The sequence below is a fragment of the Legionella anisa genome, from assembly GCF_001467525.1.
GTDB lineage: Bacteria > Pseudomonadota > Gammaproteobacteria > Legionellales > Legionellaceae > Legionella > Legionella anisa.
Map to the genome: position 1 here is coordinate 249,654 of NZ_LNXS01000029.1, position 22,797 is coordinate 272,450.

Consider the following 22,797-nt stretch of genomic DNA (forward strand, 5'->3'; position numbering starts at 1 on the left):
AGATATTCACAACAAGAAAATCCTGGTTGCTTCATCTTCACTATGATTTTAGTACAAAAAAAATATTTAATGTAAAAAAAATGATCATAATTTGTTTTGACGATCATTTTTTTAAATATCAGATTTTACTCGGACCTACATTTTCCAGTAGTATTAACATATGAATTATAAAAAGAGGGGACCTTATGTTTAAAGGAAGCATTGTAGCTTTATTAACTCCCATGAAAAATGATCAGGTTGATGTGCCGTGTTTACGGGAGTTGGTTGAGTTCCATATTGAAATGGGTAGCCATGCTCTGGTTGCGGCAGGTTCTACTGGTGAATCAGGTACTTTATCTCATGAAGAGAAACTGTTGGTTATCAAAACAGTGATAGACCAAGCTAAAGAACGAATTCCTGTTATTGCAGGTACCGCCATGAATGCAACACGGGATTGCATTCAACTAACTCTGGAAGCAATGGAGCTTGGGGCTCACGCTGCATTAATTATGACTCCTGCTTATATCAGACCTACTCAAGAAGGTTTGTATCAGCATTACAGTCAAATAGCCAAGGCAGTTGCCATGCCGATTATTCTTTATAACGTGCCAACACGAACAGCTTGTGATATGTTGCCTGAAACAGTAGCCAGACTTGCCAAGATTTCCAATATTGTGGGAATAAAAGACGCTACGGGACAGATGACTCGTTTACAACAAATTTTACGTCTTTCAGAAGGCAGTATTGATGTATTTAGTGGCGATGATTTTACCGCAGCATCCTGGATGTTGTCTGGAGCTAAGGGAAATATTTCCGCAGCGGCTAATGTGGTTGCCAAATTAATGGCTAAGTTATGCGACTCAGCTTTAGATGGTGATCATGCTTTAAGTTTACGTTTAAACGAACAGCTAATGCCTCTATATGAATTATTGTTTGTTGAAACGAATCCGATTGCAATAAAATGGGCAGCAAGCAGAATGGGGTTAATGGAGAATGAACTAAGGATGCCGTTAACTCGTTTATCTAAAGAACATCATGAACCATTGGAAAAGGTAATGAAGAGTTTGGAGTTAATTTAAGTGAAAAAGTTGGGATTTATTGTTTTTTTTGTGCTTTTGTTCTCTGGGTGCAGTCGTTATGCCAGTAATGGTGAGCATCTTTACCTGAGTAGTCGTAATGGTCCCCAATTAGACGTTCCACCGCCATTAACGAGAACAAATATTAGTAGTTTTTATGATTTGCCTCAACAGAATCAGAATGCACAGGTAAGTATCGCTCCACCTGTATCATAAGGGGTTTATTATGACACCATCAGAATCAGCTGAGTTGCTTATTGTACAGGAATTATCGCAGCGTATTGTGGAGGCGCAACGCAAGATCAGGATTCTTGATAGTATCAAATGGGATGAGACAATAAAAAAGGAATTTTTTAAGAATAAAGGCAAAAAGCTTCCGGCTGTTGATAAAGACTATTACGGCAAAAAGCCTTTGCCTTTTGATGTTCATGACAAACAAGAAGAGTTTCGTATTATTTTGCGTGATACTCAAAATCAGCTTGGACAATATTCTACCTTAACTCGTTTAATACGCCGTCAGTGTGACGAATACAGTCGCGCGACCCAAATGCTCGCTGTGCGAGGTACTCCTGCATTTTCTGAATTAGCAATGGAATTGTATGGTAGCCCAAACGATGTATTTTATGCGGGCGGGCCACGTATGTCCGAAATGGGGACTTTACTCTTTGATGTGTTAACAGGCCTTAGTGTTCAATTGCAATCTGACGCAGATGTAAAACGTTATACGCCACAACAGGCTCAAGAAATTTTGCAAGCACGTTTAGGACAGTTTTTTGATAAACATCCTGGCAGAGTAACCGTGATGGTCAGTGACGATATGATCGCAGATGCTTCTGCTGGAGCGGACAGCATTAAATTAAGTCAACAGGCTATGTTTAGTGATCGTGATCTTCGTTATCTGGAGGTACATGAAGGTTGGGTGCACGTTGGCACTACCTTGAATGGTTCCATGCAACCCAATTGTTTTTTTCTCTCCAAAGGCTCACCTTCCAGTAGCGTTATTCAAGAAGGTTTGGCAGTCATTACGGAAGTGGTTACGTTTTCTTCATATCCCAGCCGCATGTTAAAGATTACCAATCGGGTGATTGCTCTGGACATGGTCACACAAGGGGCTGACTTCTTGGATATTTATAATTATTTTATGGAGTGTGGTTTAAGTGAAGAAGACAGTTACAATCAATCAGTACGTGTCTTTAGGGGAAGTACACCAACGGGAGGACCTTTTACCAAAGATTTATCTTATGCTAAGGGTTTTGTATTAATTTACAATTACATTCGTTTTGCAATCAGTCGAAAGCATGTTGACTCTATTCCCTTATTATTTACCGGGAAATTGGTTCTGGATGATTTACCTTTACTCACCGAATTAAAAGAGCGTGGGGTCTTAACCAATCCTGTTTATCTTCCACCTCCATTTCAAGATTTGGCAGCATTAAGTGCATGGATGAGTTTTTCTTTGTATTTGAATCAGTTTGATTTAAATGAGATTCAAAAGAATTTTCGCTTTTTGATTGTTTGAAAAAATTGTAGCGGATGTCTAAAAGGCTGTCATCCCTGCGCAGGCAGGGATGACAGCAGATGATGGATCAAAGAAGATGCAGAGGCTTGTCTCCAGCAAAAAAGAAGAGATGTCTAAAATATATAAAAAATACTGTTACCTGGGTTGCTTTGTTTCACCCAGGCTCCGGTTTTTTTAAAATGTTGGAATACGATAATTAGGCTTTGCACACTACAGCTTGCATCAGATCGAGTGATTCTTCTTTTTCTTGTTGTGGTGTAAAGAATCGATGAGCGTGACTGTAACTTAAATTTGGCTTCGCTTGCTCTTGTAATGCTCTTGCTAATTGAGGGTATTCACCCACGAGCGATTGCGCCTGTTCTTTGATGTATGAATCATCAGACTTATTAATCATCGTTACATAATGCGCTGCTTTTTTCAGATCGCCAGGCTCTGTTGAATTTCCTAATATTTGGCACATAACCAACATTGCATTAGTACACCCCAAATTAGCAGCTTGGCGCATCGTTTGTTTGTACTGAGAAGATGTTGGTGGATAAATATGGGCTAAATGATATAAAGCCATAGGATTATCCTGGGCTAAGGCCATCATTTTAGGTAAATGTTGGACTACAGCTTGCTTTAAAACAGGATCATTAGGTGATCTGTGTAATTGATTTACCAGCACAGCAAATTCATTACTTGACGACATATCCTACCCCTAACTTTGACTCATTCCCTTGTAGGATAAAAGATCAAGGTTAAGGCAAGATTAAGAGGGGTAGGCTTTACTATTTTTTTACATAATCAAACACGGACCATCCTATATGGAACAGCATATGTGCCAAGATTGCGACAATTAGTCCATATTGCCAAAATAGATATCCAAAAAGTAATGATTGGTAAAGGCTAAGTACAATTAGAGAATAAATGAAGCGTCGGTTTGAGGTGCAACCAGCAGCAAGGTAAGCTGGGAGTTGGCTTACTGCAAATACTAAACCACTAATAAAAATTGAAATCCAAATGATTAAGACAGGATATTGTTTCGTGAAGAGCAGGGCGAAAAAGGTAGCAAGATTCATTAATCCCCATCGTGCTATAATTTCTTCTACTACACCTCCATAAAGAACACAGCCATCGAGGCCAAGAGCCTTGCGGAGATTCGTCATGATTTCCATGTTTTTTTCATCGATGATGCGTGCAATAACACCATAATAAAGAACTAAAAACACCAGCAACCCCAAAAAAGCATACAAAACAGTAGGTAATAGAATAGGAATTAATGCATTTATTCCTACAGTACCCTGTAAAAGTTCTTCGAGTATTGTGGCATGTAAGCCCGTAGTGTTAGATAATACAGAACCTGCAATGCACAGGACCAATACCATAAATAAAGTTTGCAAGATGGCAAAACGACTCGCCCGTTTTTTTAGCTCTTCGGAATTTTCTGGTAACAAAAAGTAAATTAAACGTTTTATTGCAATGACAACGCCTGGGATGGATAAGCAGAACAAAACGATAATTAACGGCCAATTGATTGTCATTTATTATCCTTAATATAAAAATATAAGCGCTCAGCCCATCCAACTGTTCAAGTTAAGATGGGAAACGAATTATTACTCTTAAACAGCACGGCGTAAAAAAATCCATCCATACCGTGTTCCCCGGGTAAAATTTGTAGGCCATGTTTTGTTGCATGTCCACTGATCCCGTATTCTTTAATTATCGTACAGTCTGGATGGGTTGCAACAAAATTTGCAATTTGTTGCTCATTTTCAGCAGGCATCACGGAACACGTGGCGTAAACCAGTAAACCACCTTTTGCGAGCAAAGGCCATAAGCAATCGAGCATGTTATGCTGGATTTTAGTTATAGTATCAATTTCTTCTTTATTACGTAATAATTTTATATCGGAATGACGTCGAATGACGCCGGTTGCAGAACAAGGAGCATCTAACAAAATACGATCAAAAAGTTGACCGTCCCACCATTTGGCAGGAGTTAAAGCATCGCCCTCCATTAAAGTGGCATGCAAATTAAGACGGTCTAAGTTTTCCCGGACGCGTTTCAATCGCTTGGGATCAACATCTAAAGCAATACATGCCGACAGATTAGGTTCTTTTTCTAAAATATGGCAGGTTTTTCCTCCAGGAGCACAACAGGCATCAAGAAGACGTAGCCCCGGTTTTAAAGACAATAAGGAGACAGCCAATTGTGCTGCGCCATCTTGAACGGAAATGCAACCCTGTGCAAAACCAGGGAGTTGGCGTACATCGCAAGGCGTAATTAAATTAATCCCTTCAGGTGCTACAGGATGGGGCTCAGCAGCAATGCCTTCTCGCTTTAAAATCTGTAAATATTCGGCAACGGAATTTTTTTGTAGGTTAACTCTTAAGGTCATGGGCGGATGCATGTCATTTGCGTGGGCGATGGATTGCCAGTCATCAGGCCAATCTGCTTGCAAGCGTTCCAATAGCCATTGGGGCTGGCCATGAATGAATAAGGGATCCGTACTAAGACGTGCCAAAATTTCTTCTTGCTGACGGCAGAAATTGCGTAAAACGGCATTAACCAAGCCTTTTGCCCATGGTTTTTTGATTTTTTCAAGCAAGGCAACTGTTTCTTTGACTACTGCATAATCGGGCAGCTGCATGTAGTGTAATTGATAAAGACCGATAAGTAGCGCAACCCAAATTTCCAATTCTTTGGGTTTTTTTTGAAGCAAACATTCCGCTAAAGCGTGCAAACGAAAATAATGACGGCAGAAGCCAAAGCAAATCTCTTTGGTCATTGGAGTGACTTCAGCTGTTGCAGGCATAAGTTGGGATAAGGATGATTTTTCAGTTAATAAGCGAGTTAAAATTTTTAAGGCATGCAGTCGTTCATTCTTGTTCATGAAAACACAAATCCTGCATGTACCTGTGATTTGGAGGAATTTAACCAATCTGCTATGGAAATCACTTTAGCACCTGGAAACTGGATTCGCTCTACGAGCAAACCGTGATCTCCGGTTGCAACCAGCATCCCCTTTTTATCAACGTTGACGACAGTCCCAGGTGGTGGGGAAAAGGGTAGTGCTACAACTTGGGCTTGATGGATCCGCAAAATTTCTTCACCAAAGTGTGTGTAAGCGATTGGCCAAGGGTTGAATGCGCGAATTTTTCGATCGATTTCTACTGCAGTTTGTTGCCAGTTAATGCGCGCATCTTCTTTGTTAATTTTGCTGGCATAGGTGGCTAATTCACTATTTTGAATTTCAGGTTTTGCGGTTTGAGCAGCTAATTCATCTAAGGTTTGGAGTAGGGGTTGTGCGGAGATTTTTGCCAGATTGTCATGCAAGCTTTGTGCGGTTTCTGATGTACTTATCGGACAGGTAATTTTACGCAGCATAGCACCTGTATCCATGCCTGCATCCATTTGCATAATCGTCACCCCAGACTCTGTATCGCCATGAAGAATGGCCGATTGAATGGGGGAGGCACCACGCCAACGAGGTAATAAGGAGGCATGCACATTAATGCAGCCTAAGCGGGGAATTTCCAGCACTGCTTTAGGCAAGATTAATCCATAAGCGATAACGACCATGACATCAGGTTTTAATGCGGCAAGCTCTGCGATTGCTTCAGGATTTTTGAAATTCAGTGGTTGATGGACTGAAATTTGATGGTTTAATGCCCATTCTTTCACCGCAGAAGCGTGTAGTTTTCGACCACGCCCAGCAGGACGGTCTGGTTGAGTATAAATCGCTTGAATATGATGTGTTGAATGGAGTAGTGCATTTAGACAAGGTAAACCAAATTCTGGTGTTCCAGCGAAAACGATGTTCAATCGACTCATGATAACTACTCACCTCGATCAAGGAGCGTTTTTAAGAGACGCATCTTGAATGATAAACCTGTGAAAAAATTCAGTGTAATATCTCTGAGAAATACCCTGAAAATTTTCTCATCCTACGTATCGCGCTTTATGCGCAGTACGTAGGGAAGCTTATAAAATTTATTATTTTAACAATAAAACTACTTTTTAATTTTGTGCCTATCACTCAGGCATTATTTACGTGCATGATGGCGTTTAAATTTATCTAATTTTTTACGAGCCATGGCTTTTTTCAATGGAGAAAGCAGATCAATGAACAGCTTACCATTCATGTGATCAATTTCATGTTGCAAACATTCAGCGAGCAAGCCTTCGGCTTTAATTTCAAAAGGGTTACCCTTTCTATCCAAAGCCTTTACTGTAACTTTTTCTGCGCGGATAACCGTATCGTAAGCGCCGGGAACAGAAAGACAGCCTTCTTCAAATTTGTTTTCGCCTTCTGATGCAATGATTTCAGGATTGATAATAACCAGTTGATTCTGTTTGTCACCTACAATATCAATCACGGACAAACGCAAACTAATACCAATTTGAGGTGCAGCAAGGCCAACGCCGCGAGCGTCGTACATTGTCTCAAACATATCGTCAATCAATGTTTGCAATTTGTCATCAAAATGAGCAACAGGTTTTGCAACCGCTCTTAATCGAGGGTCAGGCAAATATAGAATTGGATGAATAGCCATTGTTTATCTAGTTCTCTACACAAAAATCATGTTAATATTATCCTTCATATAGTGTAAGGCTGCAAGATATTCCAACAAAGGATTGACTCTAATGAGATTTATTCTCTTTATATTCTTCTTTTTTTTCTCCACTTTGAATTATGCTTTAAGCGTAAAATCAGATGCACCAGAGCGGTATGTGGTTCAACATGGTGATACTCTGTGGGGTATAGCAGGTCGCTATTTAGATAATCCTTGGGAATGGAAGGAGCTTTGGCAGGCTAATCCAAAAATAAAAAATCCCAATCATTTATATCCGGGAGCCGTTCTGGTTTTAGCCTATTCCGGAAACAGACCTTATATCAAGGTACTATCGAATGGCACAATAAAATTATCACCCAATATTCGACCCTTACCTTTAGATGACCCCATTCCTGCAATTCCTTTAAACGAGATTAGACCTTTTTTAAATGAGTCGCTTATATTGGATCAGGATGTTATCAATCAAGCCCCTTACATCGTATCCCTAGTAGGAGGACATATGTTGGCTGGGCAAGGGGATAAAGTTTATGTTAAAGGATTACATCCTTCACGAGTACTGCCTGTAAGAGGGGTTCCTGCTTATTCTGTTTTTAGGGGCGGGAAAGATTATGTGCATCCGCTAACTAAAGAACTTTTGGGGTATCGAGCGAATTTGGTAGCTAATGCGGAGTTGCTTGCAGGGGGAGAACCCGCAACTATTTTATTAACCACTATTAATGAAGGAGTGAAAGTAGAAGATAGTGTAATGATTAATAATAGCTCTGAATTTAATTTGAATTTTGTACCCAAAGCGCCCCAGTTCCTTGTAAAGGGATTTATTATTGATATGCCTAATAGTATGCCTGGTGGGAGTATCGAAGGGGCTATTGGCGGCTTGGTCGTGGTTAGTTTAGGTGCCCGAGATGGACTTGAAGCAGGCGATGTTCTGGCAATCTATAGGAAGTCACGTACAGTCAATGATCCCAAGAATAGCCTATTCCCCATTCGATTGCCCCCCGAACGTATTGGCGAGGTGATGATTTTCCGTGTGTTTACTAAAACCAGTTTTGCTTTAATCGTTCGTTCAACCCGCCCTGTTTATTTATTAAATTTAGTGGCTAACCCATGAATAATTTATCCTATTACCTCGCATTAAACCGAATGGAAAGAGTGGGGCCGCGTACTGCTGACAAACTACAAAAACGTTGGCCTGATTTACAACAAATGTTCCAGCTTTCAGCAGTTGAACTGGAACAAGCGGGTCTATCCTTTGCTTTGGCACAAACGATAGCTGGTTTTGATTTGAGCTTGGTGCAAGAAGATCTCAGATGGTTGGAGGCTGCAGACGATCATCATATACTCACTTGGGATTCGCCCGAGTATCCCTCTTTATTGAAAGAAATTACGGATCCTCCTATCGTTTTATATGCAAAAGGGCAGCTTTCCTGTTTAAAGCAACCTACATTAGCTGTAGTAGGTAGTCGTAACCCTACTGTAACTGGGAGTGAAAATGCACGGCAATTTGCAAAAGCAATCGCATCCCACGGCGTGACGATTGTAAGTGGTTTGGCACTAGGTGTTGACGCCCAGGCTCATCTGGGATGTTTGGAGGCAGGAGGACAAACAATTGCGGTTTTAGGCACGGGAATCGATCGAATATATCCTCATCAGCACAAGGGTTTGTCGCAACAAATTGCTCAGAATGGCTTGTTAGTGAGCGAATTTCCCTTAAAAAGTCCACCTATCGCTGGACATTTCCCTAGAAGAAATCGTATAATAAGTGGTTTATCATTGTGCACTTTGGTTGTTGAGTCAGCAATCAAAAGTGGTTCGTTAATCACAGCACGAATGGCCTTGGAACAAAACCGAGATGTTTTAGCAATCCCTGGCTCCATTCACAATCCTCTGGCTCGAGGGTGTCATTACCTGTTACAGCAAGGAGCCAAATTAGTTACTTCAGTTGTTGATGTTCTCGAGGAGTTTCAGATTGATTCAGAACAACAAACAGCTGATAAAGCTATTTTACCTCTTGCCAGCGGGAATAAAAACCTAGTAAAGTTCATTGGCTTTGAAATGACAACTGTTGATCAGATCATTTTACGTAGTGGATGCACCGTTGAGCAAGTCACTAGTGAGCTTGCAGAATTAGAATTAAATGGGGCTGTAGTATCTGTGCCCGGTGGCTATATGAGGTGTTAGTATATGAAAGATAACTTATTTGAAATGTTATTGAGTTTATTTGAAAAAAGTCTTACCCAGCTGCAAAAAAGCCATAAAACTGCTGATCAGGATGCATTAGAACAACTTAATGGAGAGGATATTGAGGCTTCAGAGGAACAAGTTTTGCATTTGAAGTTGCAACAACACACCTCCACACGAATTTTTACATATGACGAGCAAATGAAACTGACTAAGGCCAGTCATCAATTTCTCATGCGTATGAAATTATGGAAGATTCTTAATCCAGAATCGTTTGAAATGATTATGAATCAATTACAATTTTCTGAGTCTCGTATCGTAACTCTTCAAGAGACTAAATGGACCATAAGAAATGCCTTGGCGAGTTCGTTGAATGAAGAACAGCTTGCTTTTCTTGATTTAGTTCTTTATCAATCAGAAGATGAATTGACATTACATTAAAAAGATCATCGATACCCATGAAACTTCAAAATGCTCGGTTTAGACGATTTGATTTTTGTTCTGGAACGGAAAAAGCAATAGGTTAAAACGAGCATCTTGGAGTTTCCTGGATATATTACCTATATTACTAGAAGTTGGTGATATTTCATTTTCAGCACCAATGTACCGTACTTTTCTTCAGGTTCGGTCATTCCCGGTGCTTAGGGATGAAGTGAAAAGGATAAGGTTGACGTTACTATGAGTAAACATTTGGTGATCGTTGAGTCACCCGCCAAAGCGAAGACAATTCAAAAATATTTGGGTAGTGATTATGAGGTAATTGCTTCTTATGGGCATGTCCGTGACTTGCCTGCACGCAAGGGTTCGGTCAATCCCGATAAGCATTTTGCAATGACGTATGTGCCTATTGAAAAGAACTCACGTCATATCGAAACTATTGCAAAAATGCTCAAAAAGTCAGATTCCTTACTGCTCGCAACAGACCCTGATCGCGAAGGCGAAGCGATTTCCTGGCATATTTATGAATTAATGAAAGAAAAAAATCTAACAAAAGATAAGCCCATTCACCGGATTTTTTTCAATGAAATTACCAAATCAGCAATTCAGGATGCAATAAATCATCCACGTTCTATTTCTATGGATTTAGTGAACGCCCAACAAGCACGCCGGGCATTGGATTATTTAGTGGGGTTTAATTTATCTCCTTTGTTATGGAAGAAGGTTAGAAGAGGACTTTCTGCAGGGCGAGTACAAAGCCCGGCTTTGCGACTTATAGTCGAACGAGAAGAGGAAATTGAGCGTTTTATAGCTCAAGAATATTGGAAAATCTTAGCCCAATGCATGCATACAAAGGTATCCTTTGAAGCGCGTTTGACTCATTATAAAAATGAAAAATTACAGCAATTTACAATCACCAAAGAAGATCAGGCACAACAAATCAAAGATCATCTGATTCGTCAGGCGCAAGATTATTTACAGGTTACCCAAATTGAGAAAAAGCAACGCAAGCGTAAGCCTTCACCGCCGTTTATTACGTCAACCTTACAACAGGAAGCGGCGCGAAAATTAGGCTTTACTGCTCGGAAGTCGATGATGGTTGCCCAGCAATTGTATGAAGGGATAGATATTGGAACAGGAACAGTCGGTCTTATCAGTTATATGCGTACGGATTCAGTTAATTTATCTACGGAAGCTATAGAAGAAACACGACAGTTTATTACTGAGCGTTATGGAGCCGACAATTGTCCTGCAAGCCCAAGAATTTACAAAACCAAATCAAAAAATGCCCAAGAAGCACATGAAGCGATTCGACCAACATCGATTAAACGTTCACCGGAAATGGTGCAATCATCATTAACTGCAGATCAATACAAACTCTACAGTTTGATCTGGAAGCGTACGGTCGCTTGTCAAATGGCTGATGCGATCTTGGATACAGTTGCAGTCGATTTAAGCTGTGGCGAAGGGACTATTTTCCGTGCTAATGGTTCTACAATTACCTTTCCTGGTTTCCTTTCCGTATATGAAGAGGGTCGTGATGATAACAAAGAAGATGAAAATGAAGGTTCATTATTACCCCCATTAGTCGTTGGTGAAAAAGTTAAAGTAGATGACATCTTAGCCAATCAACATTTTACTGAGCCGCCACCAAGATACTCGGAAGCAACACTTGTGAAGGCACTGGAAGAATATGATATTGGTCGTCCTTCAACTTATGCGTCCATTATTCATACCTTACAACAGCGCGAATATGTTGTTGTTGATAAAAAAAGATTCTTTCCAACAGATGTTGGCCGTATCGTAAATCGCTTTTTGACGGGTTATTTTACGCGTTATGTAGATTATAAATTTACCGCAGAGCTTGAAGATACTTTGGATGCTATTTCGCGCGGTGAAAAAGAATGGATTCCAGTTTTAGAAGAATTCTGGCAGCCATTTGTGCAACAAATTCAAACCACAGATCAACAAGTACAGCGTAAAGATGTAACCTCTGAAATTCTGGATGAAAGTTGTCCGAAATGTGGAAAACCATTATCAATAAGATTAGGTAAGCGTGGACGCTTCATCGGATGTACTGGCTACCCTGAATGTGATTATACTCAAGACATGGCAGGTCAGGACAACGAGAAAAATGAACCTGAAGTTGTTGAGGGAAGAGTCTGTCCAGCATGCTCCAGTCCCTTACATGTCAAAACAGGACGTTATGGCCGTTTTATAGGCTGCAGCAATTATCCGCAATGCAAGCATATGGAGCCTATCGAAAAACCTGCTGATACCGGCGTGGAATGTCCCAAATGCCATGAAGCAAAAATTTTGCAACGTAAATCAAGGAAGGGAAAAATTTTCTATTCCTGCGGCAATTATCCTAAATGCGATTATGCCTTATGGAATGAACCGATTAACCAACCCTGTCCAAAATGTAATTGGCCAATTTTGACGGTAAAAGAAAGCAAAAAATTTGGTCGGCAAATTCTTTGCCCGCAAGAGGGATGTGGTTACTCTTCCAAGGAAGATTCTACTGATTAGGGGGCGACCGGAACCAAGATTCAAACATCCCCTTGCCCAGTTTGCAAAGAGAAAGAAAGATTGTGAGACGTTGGGTTACGGCTTAGACGTAACCCAGGTTGCATTTTTTTAATTAATAAAAATCAATCGTTGTTGTGGTCACATCGAGAGGTCCCACCGGGTAAGAAAAAACCGTTACCGGTTGAACAACAGGTGTCACAACACGTGTAACAACAGGTGTTACAGCAACTGATCTGACAGCAACTGGTCTATAGGTAACTGTTCGTGCGTAAACCGGTGTAAAGGTTGGTGTGAAGTAGGTAACACCACTGGTACAACAACATCCTGTCATCAAAACAACACTTCCTAACAGAATAATCCATTTCATTATGAAGTCCCCTTTAATGGATGCTTTCAAAAGAAGTGTAGATTATTTGATCACTTATCTCAAGATTTGATCTAATGCAATTTGTCTGGATGAGCGGATCTGTATCTTCTGCATAAGTCTATATAAGTTTTCAACATTCCCCTGGTGCTATAGAAAAGCAGCATTATCCTATGTGGTTTTTCCATGACACTGTGCTTCAAGTAGCATCTAAAGCGGAGTTCAGAATAAATTTAAAACAAGCTTTTTTTATGAGCTATAATGAACAACATAATAACCATAAAGAAGTCTAAAATTACATATGCTAATACCACTTACCGAACCAAGCTCATGTCGCTACATTTACATCAACCCTGCTAACAACCAGGTTCACCTTGTTATGCCGGTAGTGAGTGGAACATCGATTGGTTTAGATAACACCTGTAAAGCAGTTTTATCCGTACAAGAATTTTTTGGCAGAAGCAGTCACTCAGAACAAATTACCGCGCTAAATGAGTTAAATAGTTACAAAGCGGCTTTGATATTTGATTTAAGTTTAATCCGGGAAGAAACGCCATTAAAACAAGCGAAACAAGAACGGTTGAAACAGATTAATGATTATATTGCTCAATTGGAATCTCTTAAGACTAATACAGTACTTAATTCGTTGAACGGTGATTATCCCGCGTATCCGGAACCGTTAAAAACATTAATGCAGAATAATGATTCTAATTTATACAGTATTCAATTAAGACCTCAGGTTCAAGATATAAACCTTCGTACCGTTAAACCTGTGTTTAGCATTAATCGTGCAAATGATGCTCAGGGCAATCCTGACTCTCGCTTTTATAAGGCACTTTGGGATTCATTTCAACAGTTGAATATCCGCCCTCAAGATACACGTAGTCGCTTAATCAAAGCCGTGATTTCATCACCTGAAGCGAAACATTTTAAGGGGATACAACAGGTATTAAATCAACACGTAATGGCGTTATTGGGTGTGGAGATTAATTTTAATCAATTTGCTGATACCCCAACTCAATACAGTGCATCCAACAAAGCATTAGCTGCGATTTACACACATGAAACAGCACAAGGAAGAAAAATAGAGCTTTTCGAAATCAACAATGTTTTAGGCAGTAAACAACCTGAAGAACTATATCAACAATACTTAGCATATATTAATGCCGATCCAAATCCAGAAGTGACTCAAGATTTTGTGAATGCACAAATGGGTTTCGGTGATAAGGTGGATACAGAAGAGTACATTGAAACATTGCTTGGATTGTGTGCGCCAAACATATTTGACGCTGTAGTTGAATCGCCTTTTTATGCCATTCATGAAGCAGAAAAAGATGCAGCTATTGAAAAACTATCTATTCTCACGCAATTTTTTATGGCAGAAGTCAATGTGTACTGTGCTTCTTGCGGGTTAAGTTCAGTTAATTTTGGCGTGATTCTCGACTCATCAGAAGAGTTAAGCCAAGAAATCGCAGCACGTATTGTATCGGTACATCCTTTGGGTCGAAGCATTGAAGATACATTGCTTGAGTTTATCAATGAACACCATGCTGAGTTTCAACTCATAAAACCTTTAACCCCAGAAGAGGGTCGAACCATTAAAATGCGTTTTACTGAAGATTATACGCAAGTTAAAGATTCACCGCATTTTGATGAATTTATGTTGCTGGATAAATCTCGACCTGGATTGTTTGTTGCGCATCAAGGTTCTATCGGTGTTGATTTTTCAGAATTTGCCCACTTACTCCTCATCACTTCACCCTATTTTGAAACGATTCGAAAAGACTACCAACAAATAAATCAAACGGGAGTGCTTGTGCTTCCCCATACAAACGAGCATATCGAAGCAAAAATAGATATCAATTTTGAGGCACTTAATGAAGCCCAACTGATGGAGTTATTAGAGACGGAATTATTAGGAAAATTACCGCTGAAGAGTCGATTGCAACTCTTAAAAACCATACCAGAGTCACTGCAATTGTGTCTTCAGCAACGTGATTTTTTATATTTTGTAGCTCGAGGGCAGCAACAACAGGCTGACAATATTCTGAGAAATAATCCAGAAAGAGCACAACAACTTTTAACAACACCAGGGACATTTACAGACTATTCTGGCCGCAAATTCAGCTGCACTGCTTATGAATATGCTTATTGGGCAAAAGACACCCATATGTGTCGTATGTTAGAAAAGTTCATGGATGACAATACTAAAGCACAGATGTTAGCACGAGTTGAATCCATTGAGAAACATGGGTTGGCCTATCAGCAACATGGTCATAGTTATCAAACCCAACATTTTGATATGACCCCATTAATTACGGCACTTAAAGAATACTCTGATGGATTCCGGCAATGGAATATGGAGGATAATTATAGCGCCATGAAAGCTGCTTGGATGAAGGTAGGGTTGGCACAGCGGGACGTGCCGGCACATGTAGCGCAGGAGTATTGTAACCCAGACCGGTCATTTTATCCTTGCCCCGGATTTAACGAAGAGACGTTACCTCGAGTTCTTAATCTTCTTAATGGTAACTCTTGGTTTCCTTTAACTGAATCCCCTCCCAGTCTTGGTTCTAAGTTTGCATTAACACGGATGAACCGGGAAAGAGGGGCGTATAGTACAGATTTTTCGCCTATTCCCTTCGCTGATTTGGAGGCTGTCCGTCATCTTGATAAAGTGAGAACCGCCGATCTTATACCGTTGCGTGAAAATCTAAGTCAACCAGCTATTCAAGAGAGATTGATGCTTTAGACTCTTTGAGAGGCGCTATTTAGTAAACTGTATTTGCTTCCATGCATCTGATTGTAAGCGATAGTATCGTTTTGTCCGTGTCGGGACTGGAAAGTTCCCGCCAGCTCACACCAGTTGTTAATTCATACAGTACCGTGCAAAAAGTGATAATGATTTAACCTCGCCGACCAGGGTGTTTATAGTGACCCGATATATAAGACTCAATGTCGTGTATAAAATCATCTTCTTTAATACGATAATGCCTCAAATCCATTTAAACAACTTCTCGTACTATAAACAGTACTATATAGAACTCATGTAGAGGATACTGATGAGCGAATTCTGGGATTATCAATATTCAATCACCTAGATTTCAAGCGATACAAATTTGGGAAAAATAGGCAACTACAGGCCTTTTACTGGATGATACAAACTCATTCTTCCTGTTCATTTTGAATCAGTATATACTCATCATCTCTTCATAGAAAATACTCAACAGGATGTAGTGATGTTAGACAGGACCATTATAGTTGATGAGCAATTTTTAAAGCGAGTAGAGCAAGCGGACTTTCCAAAACCCAAGAGTACAATGAGTCCGGAAACGGCGGAATTGGATAAGAAAACCGCCATAGAGCTTTTTGATTCGCAAATTAAATCACGCCTTCTTGATTTGATTGCCAGACAGCTTAAGGAAAAAGGCTTGTCTTTTTATACTATAGGTAGCAGTGGACACGAAGGTAATGCGGTTTGGGGACAGGTTTTTCGCTCAGACGATATGGCATTTTTGCATTATCGAAGTGGCGCTTTCTATTTACAACGCGCCAAGAAATTACAAGGTATAGACGGTGTTCGGGATATCTTATTTTCTTTAGTTGCTGCGGCAACTGATCCGATTTCAGGAGGACGCCATAAAGTTTTTGGTAGTGTTCCTTTAAACATTCCGCCGCAAACCTCAACAATTGCTTCCCATTTACCCAAGGCTTTAGGTGCTGCATTATCAATTACTCGAGCAAAAGAATTAAATATTCGCAGCAACCTAAATCCAGATTCAGTCATCATCTGCTCCTTTGGTGATGCATCAACGAATCATGCTTCTGCGCAAGCTACTTTAAATTCTTGCTCTTGGATTGCGCAACAAAATTATCCTTTACCAATTGTGTTTATTTGTGAAGACAATGGAATTGGAATTTCTGTACCCACACCAGCGGATTGGATAGAACGTTCTGTTCGAGCTCGACCTGGATTGCATTATATTGCTTGTGATGGTTTGAATATTGCTGATGCGTATGCGAGTGCACAAGAAGCAGAATATTTGGCGCGTGTAAAAAAACAACCTGTTTTTTTGCATATGCGTTGTGTGCGCTTATTGGGGCATGCCGGTTCTGATATTGAGTCACAATATTGTACACCCGCAGAAATCGAAGCAAGAGAAGCAGAAGATCCATTATTGCATACGGCCGGTCTTCTTTATCGCGAAGGCTGGATGACGGTTCAAGACCTGCTGAGTCTTTATCGCAATAATAAAGATTTAATTGAAGCAAAAGCGGTAGATGCGATAAGACAGCCTAAACTCTCCAGTGCTGAAGCAGTAATGTCTTCGTTAATTCCTAGCATGCCTAAAAAACAAGCGTTTCCTCTACCTAGTGAAGAAAGACGTACAGAAGTCTTTGCTAATGCATTCTCACAATTGGCCCAAAAACGAAATTTATGTCAGCAGATTAATTTTGCGTTGACTGATTTAATGCTGCAATACCCCAATATGGTGGTATTTGGTGAAGATGTGGCCAAAAAGGGTGGCGTTTATCGAGTGACTGCCGATCTGCAGGCTCGTTTTGGCAAACGCAGAGTCTTTGACACCCTTTTGGATGAAACGACAATTATAGGCACTGCAATTGGCATGGCGCACAATGGGTTTATTCCCGTTCCGGAAATCCAGTTTTTGGCTTATTTGCACAATGCAGAAGATCAACTACGTGGTGAAGCATCCACGTTGTCCTTTTTTTCCAGCGGCCAATATCAAAATCCTATGGTTCTTCGTATTGCCTCATTGGCGTATCAAAAAGGATTTGGAGGCCATTTCCATAATGATAACTCTATTGCTGTATTACGCGATTTGCCTGGAGTGATTGTCGCATGTCCTTCAAATGGCCCAGATGCTGCAAAAATGTTGCGTACGTGCATGCGTTTGGCTTATGAAGAAGGAAGGGTAGTTGTCTTTTTAGAGCCTATTGCTTTATATATGACTAAAGACTTGCATGTGCCTGGCGATAACGGATGGCTTTTTAATTATCCAGCCCCAGATGCCATGATTGCACCGGGTGAAGTAGGTGTGTTTGGCGAAGGTGCAACGGTAATTTTAACCTATGCCAATGGGTACTACTTATCGCGACAAGCAGCGGCAGTGTTGCAAGAACAGCACAGCATTTCTGTGAAAATAGTGGATTTACGTTGGCTCAGTCCCTTGCCGGTTAAAGCAATTTTGAAAGAATTAGCCAAAGCAAAACAGGTACTCATTGTGGATGAGGGCAGGCAAAGTGGTTCAGTGAGCGAAGGCTTGATGACCTTGTTGTTAGAAGAAGCCTCATCCAGGTTGAAAATCAAACGAATTACCGGTAAAGATTGCTTTATTCCCTTGGGTAATGCTTGGCAATATTTGTTACCCAGCAAAGAAAGTATTATTGAAGCCGTAATTGCGTTACAGTCTGATAAAAGGGAGAAAGAAAGTGGACGACTTGTTGTTTCTTGATGAGCAGTTAAATGGTGATGAACGTATGATACGCGATAGCGTAGCGCGTTTCGTCAGCAACGATGTAATGCCTTTGATGGCTGAGTCTTTTGAACATGCTCAATTTCCACGCGAGCTCATTAGAAAATCCGCAGAAATAGGTTTATTAGGTTTGACCTTACCCGCAGAATACGGCGGTGCTGAGGCCTCTTATGTAGCGTACGGTTTAGTTTGCCAAGAACTCGAGCGCGGTGATAGCGGATTACGCAGTTTTGTTTCAGTACAAAGTTCTTTATGCATGTATCCTATTTTTCGTTATGGTTCTGAAGAGCAACGCGTGCGGTTTTTACCAGGAATGGCTACAGGTGAGATCATTGGTTGCTTTGGTTTGACCGAACCTGATTTTGGCTCGGATCCAGCGGGCATGAGAACTACCGCGAAGAAAGTTAAGGGTGGCTGGTGTTTGAATGGCGCAAAAATGTGGATAACCAATTCACCAATCGCTGATATCGCTATTGTTTGGGCAAAAACCGATGAAGGCATTCGTGGTTTTATTGTGGATACGAACTCCCAAGGATTAAGTCGTCCTGAAATTAAATTAAAAATGTCATTACGCGCGTCCATTACTGGGGAATTGGTTTTTGATAATGTTTTTGTCCCTGATGAAAATTATCTTCCTGGCAGTGAAAAAGGTATAGGCGCTCCTTTAAGTTGCTTAAGTCAGGCACGATACGGAATTGCTTGGGGGGCTATGGGTGCTGCGATGGCATGTTTTGATATTACTCGCGACTATCTGTTAGAGCGTAAACAGTTTAACAAACCATTAGCTTCTTTCCAGCTTATTCAAAAAGACCTGGCAGATATGTATACTGAAATTCTTAAGGCACAATGTCTTAATTTACAGATAGGCCGAATAAAAGATAATCATCGTGAAAGTCCAGTGATGATTTCTCTTGCTAAGGGCAATGCCTGCCGTGAGGCATTGGACATTGCGCGAAAATGCAGGAATCTATTAGGAGCAAATGGAATCAGCCTTGAGTATCATGTGATTCGTCACATGCTTAATTTAGAATCAGTCTTTACGTACGAGGGTACGGATAACGTTCATACTCTGGTACTAGGGAAACATATTACAGGCATTAATGCTTTTGCTTAACCAAGGACAAAACGGTTAAGCATAATCGTAACCCGGAAACCCAAGCCGGGTTATGCTGTTTCACCAACGCTTCAACGTTATTGGCATCAGTAGCGTTTAATAGGGAGGTTTCTTTTTTCTCAAAGCAGAACTTATTTTTCATGCATAGGATTGTGTGAAATAAAACAGGTTTATTGAGCAACTTACAGGAGTATCTATGGTTAAAATAATTTCAAAAAGAGCGTTAATATTAAGTTTACTTGTATTCAGTATGAATGTGCAGGCCGGGCCAAGTAAAGAATTTTTGGCCAATCAATGCTACGAGTTATCCCGAGTAATCATCTCTTTAGCAGACAATCAGGAAAAAAATATCTGCTCTAATAAACTCCAGATGGCTTCAGTACAAATGAGCACCGCCGCTTTTTTAATTATGGAAGACTCTCCTGATCTGGCAAAAGAGATATTAAATAATGCGGTAGCTGCGCTGCAATATGCAGAATTACTCAGTTGCAAACACTACATTCAAATTTCACACTCTAAATTTGAAGCACAGAAGATTAAAATATTATTGTAGTCATGATACTCTTCAAGTGCTTTGTAGAAGCCTTGAAGAGTTGCCAGGAGATTTAAGTGTATTCCTATTTAAAAATTCTTTTTTTAATTCTCGTGATTTTTATTATCGGTGTTGCAATTGGCGCCCGTTATCATCCATTAATTCATATGATTTTGGAAAAAATCTGGAATAAAACGGAAGAGCCAGTGACTGAATCACTGCATTTTTGTCCTCCACCCAAAATTGTTAAAGAACATCAATATAGTCCTGAAGCATTCCAAGTAGAACAATTATACTGGCAGATGGATTATCAGGGATGGCAAGCACCCGACGGCGTGGGATTTATGCAAGCGCTGATCAATGCTGACAATAATTTGGTTTGTTATTATCAGTGGCCAAATCCAAAAGAAAAAGGAACCTATTTATGGATGACCATTCGCTTATCGCCCTCGGTGAATCAATTAGTGAAGCCCTATGGTTCCTACTGGACAATACAAAAAAAAGAAAAGCAAGCCTTATGCCGATCAGGAATTAATGCATGCGGCTTTATTCTTTCAGAAAACTCTAAAAGAATCATCCCACAAAAATAAATACAGATTGTAGCCTGGGTGCAGCGCAGCGGAACCCGGGTTAGGAAATTATTCAAAATCCCGGGTTCCGCTGCGCTGCACCCAGGCTACAAAAAGAAAGGTCAATCGATAAGCCCTTGTTATTTCCCTCAGACTTAGTTATCATTTGCCACCAAGTCGGGGCGTAGCGCAGCCTGGTAGCGTACTAGCATGGGGTGCTAGTGGTCGAAGGTTCAAATCCTTCCGTCCCGACCAAGCCCAGTAAGGGTTATAGGCAAAAAATTTTTAATACACAAATTCCTGGCTACACTTCTGGCTACACTTTTTGGAAATACTCCAAATGAGCGTAATAAATGTTAAACCTATTTCTGAAATTTATCTTCGTGTTCGGGGTGAGTTAAAGTTATTAAAAATTGCCCTAATAAATAAAGATCTAAAAAAAATTATGTGGCATAGAACAACGTTGCATAGCTTAACAACAGATTTTGAAATTAGTTTAAAGAATAATGAAAAAAATTTACTTATTCATTATAGGATAAAAGAAGCATCTACGAATTTATTGATGCTTGTGCAATCCACTCTTGGTACCGCATCACATTATCTTTCGATGAATTTAAATTGTCTATAATTGGTTTCCAAAGTTCTTTTCGAATTTTTTCGTTATAATTTGTATTGGTTGCATGTATTAAAATGGACCATAAGTGCCATTTATAGCCATCTTTTCTCATAGAATTAATCAATCCAAGTCTATGTAATATGTTTTTGAATTGATTTAGAGATTCTCCGGTTAAAAGAGATTTAGTTTGTGGTTGTAATTTAATTGAAACATTTGCATTGAATTCTTTAACTCCAGTTTCAAAAGTAGTTTTTACTATCTCTGAGTAATCTGAAGAATTTCGATATTTTTGGAATAGTTGTGCGGGACTTCCACTAGCCAGAATTTTATATTCAATCTTGATGTCTTGAGGGTTAAAATTATTTAATTGATCAAAATATTCCCTGACAGTTTTTTGCACGTTATATTTAAAATCATTCAAATCTATATCGATTTTTCTTGGTTCAACAAGCAAATTAAATTCATTTTCAGTAAAATCGCATATTAAATAGTGTATGCTTTTATTTTTGGCATCCCAATAAAATGAAGTTCTTATGTCCATATTTTTCTCCAAGAGTTAAATATAATATAGAACAATAATTAACCACTTTGTTGTTAAATTAAGGAATTAAGCTCTAACAAGAAAGGCTTAATGACTAAGAAGAATGAAGGTAAAGCAGGAATATCTTTTCCAATGCTCTCTTTTTGAATTTTGGCTTGAGCTTTGATGAATCTATTTTGCCAATTAGTGAAACAATGATACTTTGTTTGATCTAAATGAAAACAAAGTACGAGATAAATAATCATTTTGTGATCTTATAAAGATCATGCTGTAAAAAATGTCTCCTTGTCATGATTGCCTTGATGAAACAATGAATCTATAATCTGAACCTGTTTTACAAGGTGTTGAATAAGGAGATGTTATGAAAGAATATTATGTTAATAGAATTGATACGGATGAAGATAAGGATGAATATATGCCTTGGTAATCAGAGGAGATTAATGCATCTCCTTTGATAGTTTTACTATTATGAAATTAGTTTTAAACAATGATGTTTTAGCAGTCATTGATGACTTTTTAGAACCATCAGCTTTTGAACAAACTTGGAATTTTATTCAAACTGAAACATTCAAGTTTGTTCATTCTTCTCGATGGATAAATGCTTTTAGTCTTGAGGATGGCTCTCCTTTGTGGGGCAATGTTACTATTTCTCATCCTAGGCCTGAGCCCTGTACCACAGAGCAAGTTCACCCTACAAACACAACCATTGATTTATTTATACAGGAACTAATTACAACTTCATCGGAGTTTTCTCATTTAATAGGATATAAAGACAGAGATTGGGACTTTTTCTATTCTAGACCCTACCTTTATCCAAGAGGTTCAGGACTTTCTTGGCATACGGATGGTAAATACAAAATCTCAGGTGCCTATGTTTATTACTGCCATCCTATTTGGGAGATAAGTTGGGGAGCTGAATTACTGATTAATCCGACACCGCAACTTGACTTCGATTACCCTGAAGTGACCTTAATCAATAATATGAAGAAAAAGGTAGGATACCATCTTAATAGTGCTGCATTGAATAAGTATGCTGATGATGGAATTGGATATTACATTGTACCTAAACCCAATAGGTTGGTTATTTTTAAAAATAATATTTTGCACTGTATTAAAAAAGTAGAAAATGCAGCAGGAAATCATGTAAGGGCATCAATAACAGGTTTCTTTATGAGTAATGACAAAATACATGAAACGAAAGAGGCAGAAAAAGAACATTCAATCTAACAATGATTTGAATTAGTTTTGTCCCGTCAAATTATAGATAACTATCAATATAATATGC

21 protein-coding genes and 1 tRNA gene are annotated in these 22,797 nt (G+C 39.5%); 14 read left to right on the forward strand and 8 right to left on the reverse strand.

All coding sequences use genetic code 11. The annotated features are described in order from the left end of the window. Window positions 1-185 precede the first annotated feature (185 nt). From dapA to Lani_RS10320, 3 genes are read left to right on the forward strand one after another with little or no spacing between them, the layout of a single operon-like run. Window positions 186-1,058, forward strand: a complete 873-nt coding sequence (gene dapA, locus Lani_RS10310) for a 4-hydroxy-tetrahydrodipicolinate synthase (protein ID WP_019234817.1) — start codon at window positions 186-188, stop codon at window positions 1,056-1,058. Further along, window positions 1,059-1,271, forward strand: a complete 213-nt coding sequence (locus tag Lani_RS10315) for a hypothetical protein (RefSeq protein WP_019234818.1) — start codon at window positions 1,059-1,061, stop codon at window positions 1,269-1,271. It begins immediately after the preceding gene. A gap of 10 nt (window positions 1,272-1,281) precedes the next feature. Continuing rightward, window positions 1,282-2,574: a flavohemoglobin expression-modulating QEGLA motif protein gene (locus Lani_RS10320; protein ID WP_019234819.1), complete on the forward strand. Its 1,293-nt coding sequence runs from the start codon at window positions 1,282-1,284 to the stop codon at window positions 2,572-2,574. 196 nt (window positions 2,575-2,770) lie between these two features. Here the strand turns inward: Lani_RS10320 and Lani_RS10325 are convergent, their stop codons facing one another. The 5 genes from Lani_RS10325 to def all read right to left on the reverse strand — a co-directional run bounded on the left by Lani_RS10325 (window position 2,771) and on the right by def (window position 7,112). Continuing rightward, a complete protein-coding gene (locus Lani_RS10325; protein WP_019234821.1) occupies window positions 2,771-3,265 on the reverse strand; it encodes a hypothetical protein in 495 nt (164 codons plus the stop codon). Between the two features lie 79 nt (window positions 3,266-3,344). Then, window positions 3,345-4,097 carry a CPBP family glutamic-type intramembrane protease gene (locus Lani_RS10330; protein ID WP_019234822.1) on the reverse strand — a complete coding sequence of 251 codons (753 nt, stop codon included), beginning with the start codon at window positions 4,095-4,097 and terminating at the stop codon, window positions 3,345-3,347. Between the two features lie 47 nt (window positions 4,098-4,144). Beyond that, window positions 4,145-5,449 (reverse strand): 16S rRNA (cytosine(967)-C(5))-methyltransferase RsmB, encoded by a 1,305-nt coding sequence (gene rsmB / locus Lani_RS10335; protein ID WP_019234823.1) that lies wholly within the window; start codon window positions 5,447-5,449, stop codon window positions 4,145-4,147. Continuing rightward, window positions 5,446-6,390 carry a methionyl-tRNA formyltransferase gene (fmt, locus tag Lani_RS10340; protein WP_019234824.1) on the reverse strand — a complete coding sequence of 315 codons (945 nt, stop codon included), beginning with the start codon at window positions 6,388-6,390 and terminating at the stop codon, window positions 5,446-5,448. The genes rsmB and fmt overlap by 4 nt, the downstream gene beginning before the upstream one ends. A 212-nt stretch (window positions 6,391-6,602) precedes the next feature. Further along, window positions 6,603-7,112 (reverse strand): peptide deformylase, encoded by a 510-nt coding sequence (def, locus tag Lani_RS10345; RefSeq protein ID WP_019234825.1) that lies wholly within the window; start codon window positions 7,110-7,112, stop codon window positions 6,603-6,605. Between the two features lie 91 nt (window positions 7,113-7,203). On the opposite strand from def, the gene Lani_RS10350 reads away from it, so the two are divergent. From Lani_RS10350 to topA, 4 genes are all read left to right on the forward strand, one after another. Then, the gene (locus Lani_RS10350; RefSeq protein ID WP_019234826.1) at window positions 7,204-8,241 is read left to right on the forward strand and encodes a LysM peptidoglycan-binding domain-containing protein; all 1,038 of its coding nucleotides are present in this window, start codon (window positions 7,204-7,206) and stop codon (window positions 8,239-8,241) included. Continuing rightward, window positions 8,238-9,311, forward strand: coding sequence for a DNA-processing protein DprA (dprA, locus tag Lani_RS10355; protein WP_019234827.1), 1,074 nt, complete (start codon window positions 8,238-8,240; stop codon window positions 9,309-9,311). The genes Lani_RS10350 and dprA overlap by 4 nt, the downstream gene beginning before the upstream one ends. 3 nt (window positions 9,312-9,314) lie before the next feature. Further along, window positions 9,315-9,752 (forward strand): DUF494 family protein, encoded by a 438-nt coding sequence (locus Lani_RS10360; RefSeq protein WP_019234828.1) that lies wholly within the window; start codon window positions 9,315-9,317, stop codon window positions 9,750-9,752. 237 nt (window positions 9,753-9,989) lie between these two features. Continuing rightward, the gene (gene topA / locus Lani_RS10365; protein WP_019234829.1) at window positions 9,990-12,278 is read left to right on the forward strand and encodes a type I DNA topoisomerase; all 2,289 of its coding nucleotides are present in this window, start codon (window positions 9,990-9,992) and stop codon (window positions 12,276-12,278) included. A 112-nt stretch (window positions 12,279-12,390) separates the two neighbouring features. Here topA and Lani_RS10370 read toward each other — a convergent pair whose 3' ends face one another. Next, complete coding sequence (locus tag Lani_RS10370) at window positions 12,391-12,645, reverse strand: hypothetical protein (protein WP_019234830.1); 255 nt, start codon at window positions 12,643-12,645, stop codon at window positions 12,391-12,393. A 298-nt stretch (window positions 12,646-12,943) separates the two neighbouring features. On the opposite strand from Lani_RS10370, the gene Lani_RS10375 reads away from it, so the two are divergent. From Lani_RS10375 to Lani_RS10400, 6 genes are all read left to right on the forward strand, one after another. Continuing rightward, window positions 12,944-15,394, forward strand: coding sequence for a hypothetical protein (locus tag Lani_RS10375; protein WP_040523110.1), 2,451 nt, complete (start codon window positions 12,944-12,946; stop codon window positions 15,392-15,394). 487 nt (window positions 15,395-15,881) lie between these two features. Continuing rightward, window positions 15,882-18,119, forward strand: coding sequence for a dehydrogenase E1 component subunit alpha/beta (locus Lani_RS10380; RefSeq protein WP_019234832.1), 2,238 nt, complete (start codon window positions 15,882-15,884; stop codon window positions 18,117-18,119). After that, the gene (locus Lani_RS10385; RefSeq protein ID WP_019234833.1) at window positions 18,097-19,254 is read left to right on the forward strand and encodes an acyl-CoA dehydrogenase family protein; all 1,158 of its coding nucleotides are present in this window, start codon (window positions 18,097-18,099) and stop codon (window positions 19,252-19,254) included. Before Lani_RS10380 ends, Lani_RS10385 begins: the two co-directional genes overlap by 23 nt. Before the next feature lie 196 nt (window positions 19,255-19,450). Next, window positions 19,451-19,807, forward strand: a complete 357-nt coding sequence (locus tag Lani_RS10390; protein WP_019234834.1) for a hypothetical protein — start codon at window positions 19,451-19,453, stop codon at window positions 19,805-19,807. 56 nt (window positions 19,808-19,863) lie between these two features. Then, a complete protein-coding gene (locus tag Lani_RS10395; RefSeq protein WP_019234835.1) occupies window positions 19,864-20,376 on the forward strand; it encodes a hypothetical protein in 513 nt (170 codons plus the stop codon). A gap of 157 nt (window positions 20,377-20,533) precedes the next feature. Then, window positions 20,534-20,610 (forward strand) — tRNA-Pro (locus Lani_RS10400). Between the two features lie 293 nt (window positions 20,611-20,903). Here the strand turns inward: Lani_RS10400 and Lani_RS10405 are convergent. Both Lani_RS10405 and Lani_RS10410 read right to left on the reverse strand, forming a co-directional pair. Then, window positions 20,904-21,512, reverse strand: a complete 609-nt coding sequence (locus Lani_RS10405; protein ID WP_019234836.1) for a hypothetical protein — start codon at window positions 21,510-21,512, stop codon at window positions 20,904-20,906. A 53-nt stretch (window positions 21,513-21,565) separates the two neighbouring features. Then, window positions 21,566-21,757, reverse strand: coding sequence for a hypothetical protein (locus Lani_RS10410; RefSeq protein WP_019234837.1), 192 nt, complete (start codon window positions 21,755-21,757; stop codon window positions 21,566-21,568). A 223-nt stretch (window positions 21,758-21,980) separates the two neighbouring features. Here Lani_RS10410 and Lani_RS10415 point away from each other — a divergent pair, with 223 nt between their 5' ends. Next, window positions 21,981-22,739 carry a 2OG-Fe(II) oxygenase gene (locus Lani_RS10415; RefSeq protein WP_019234838.1) on the forward strand — a complete coding sequence of 253 codons (759 nt, stop codon included), beginning with the start codon at window positions 21,981-21,983 and terminating at the stop codon, window positions 22,737-22,739. The last annotated feature ends 58 nt before the right edge of the window (window positions 22,740-22,797 follow it).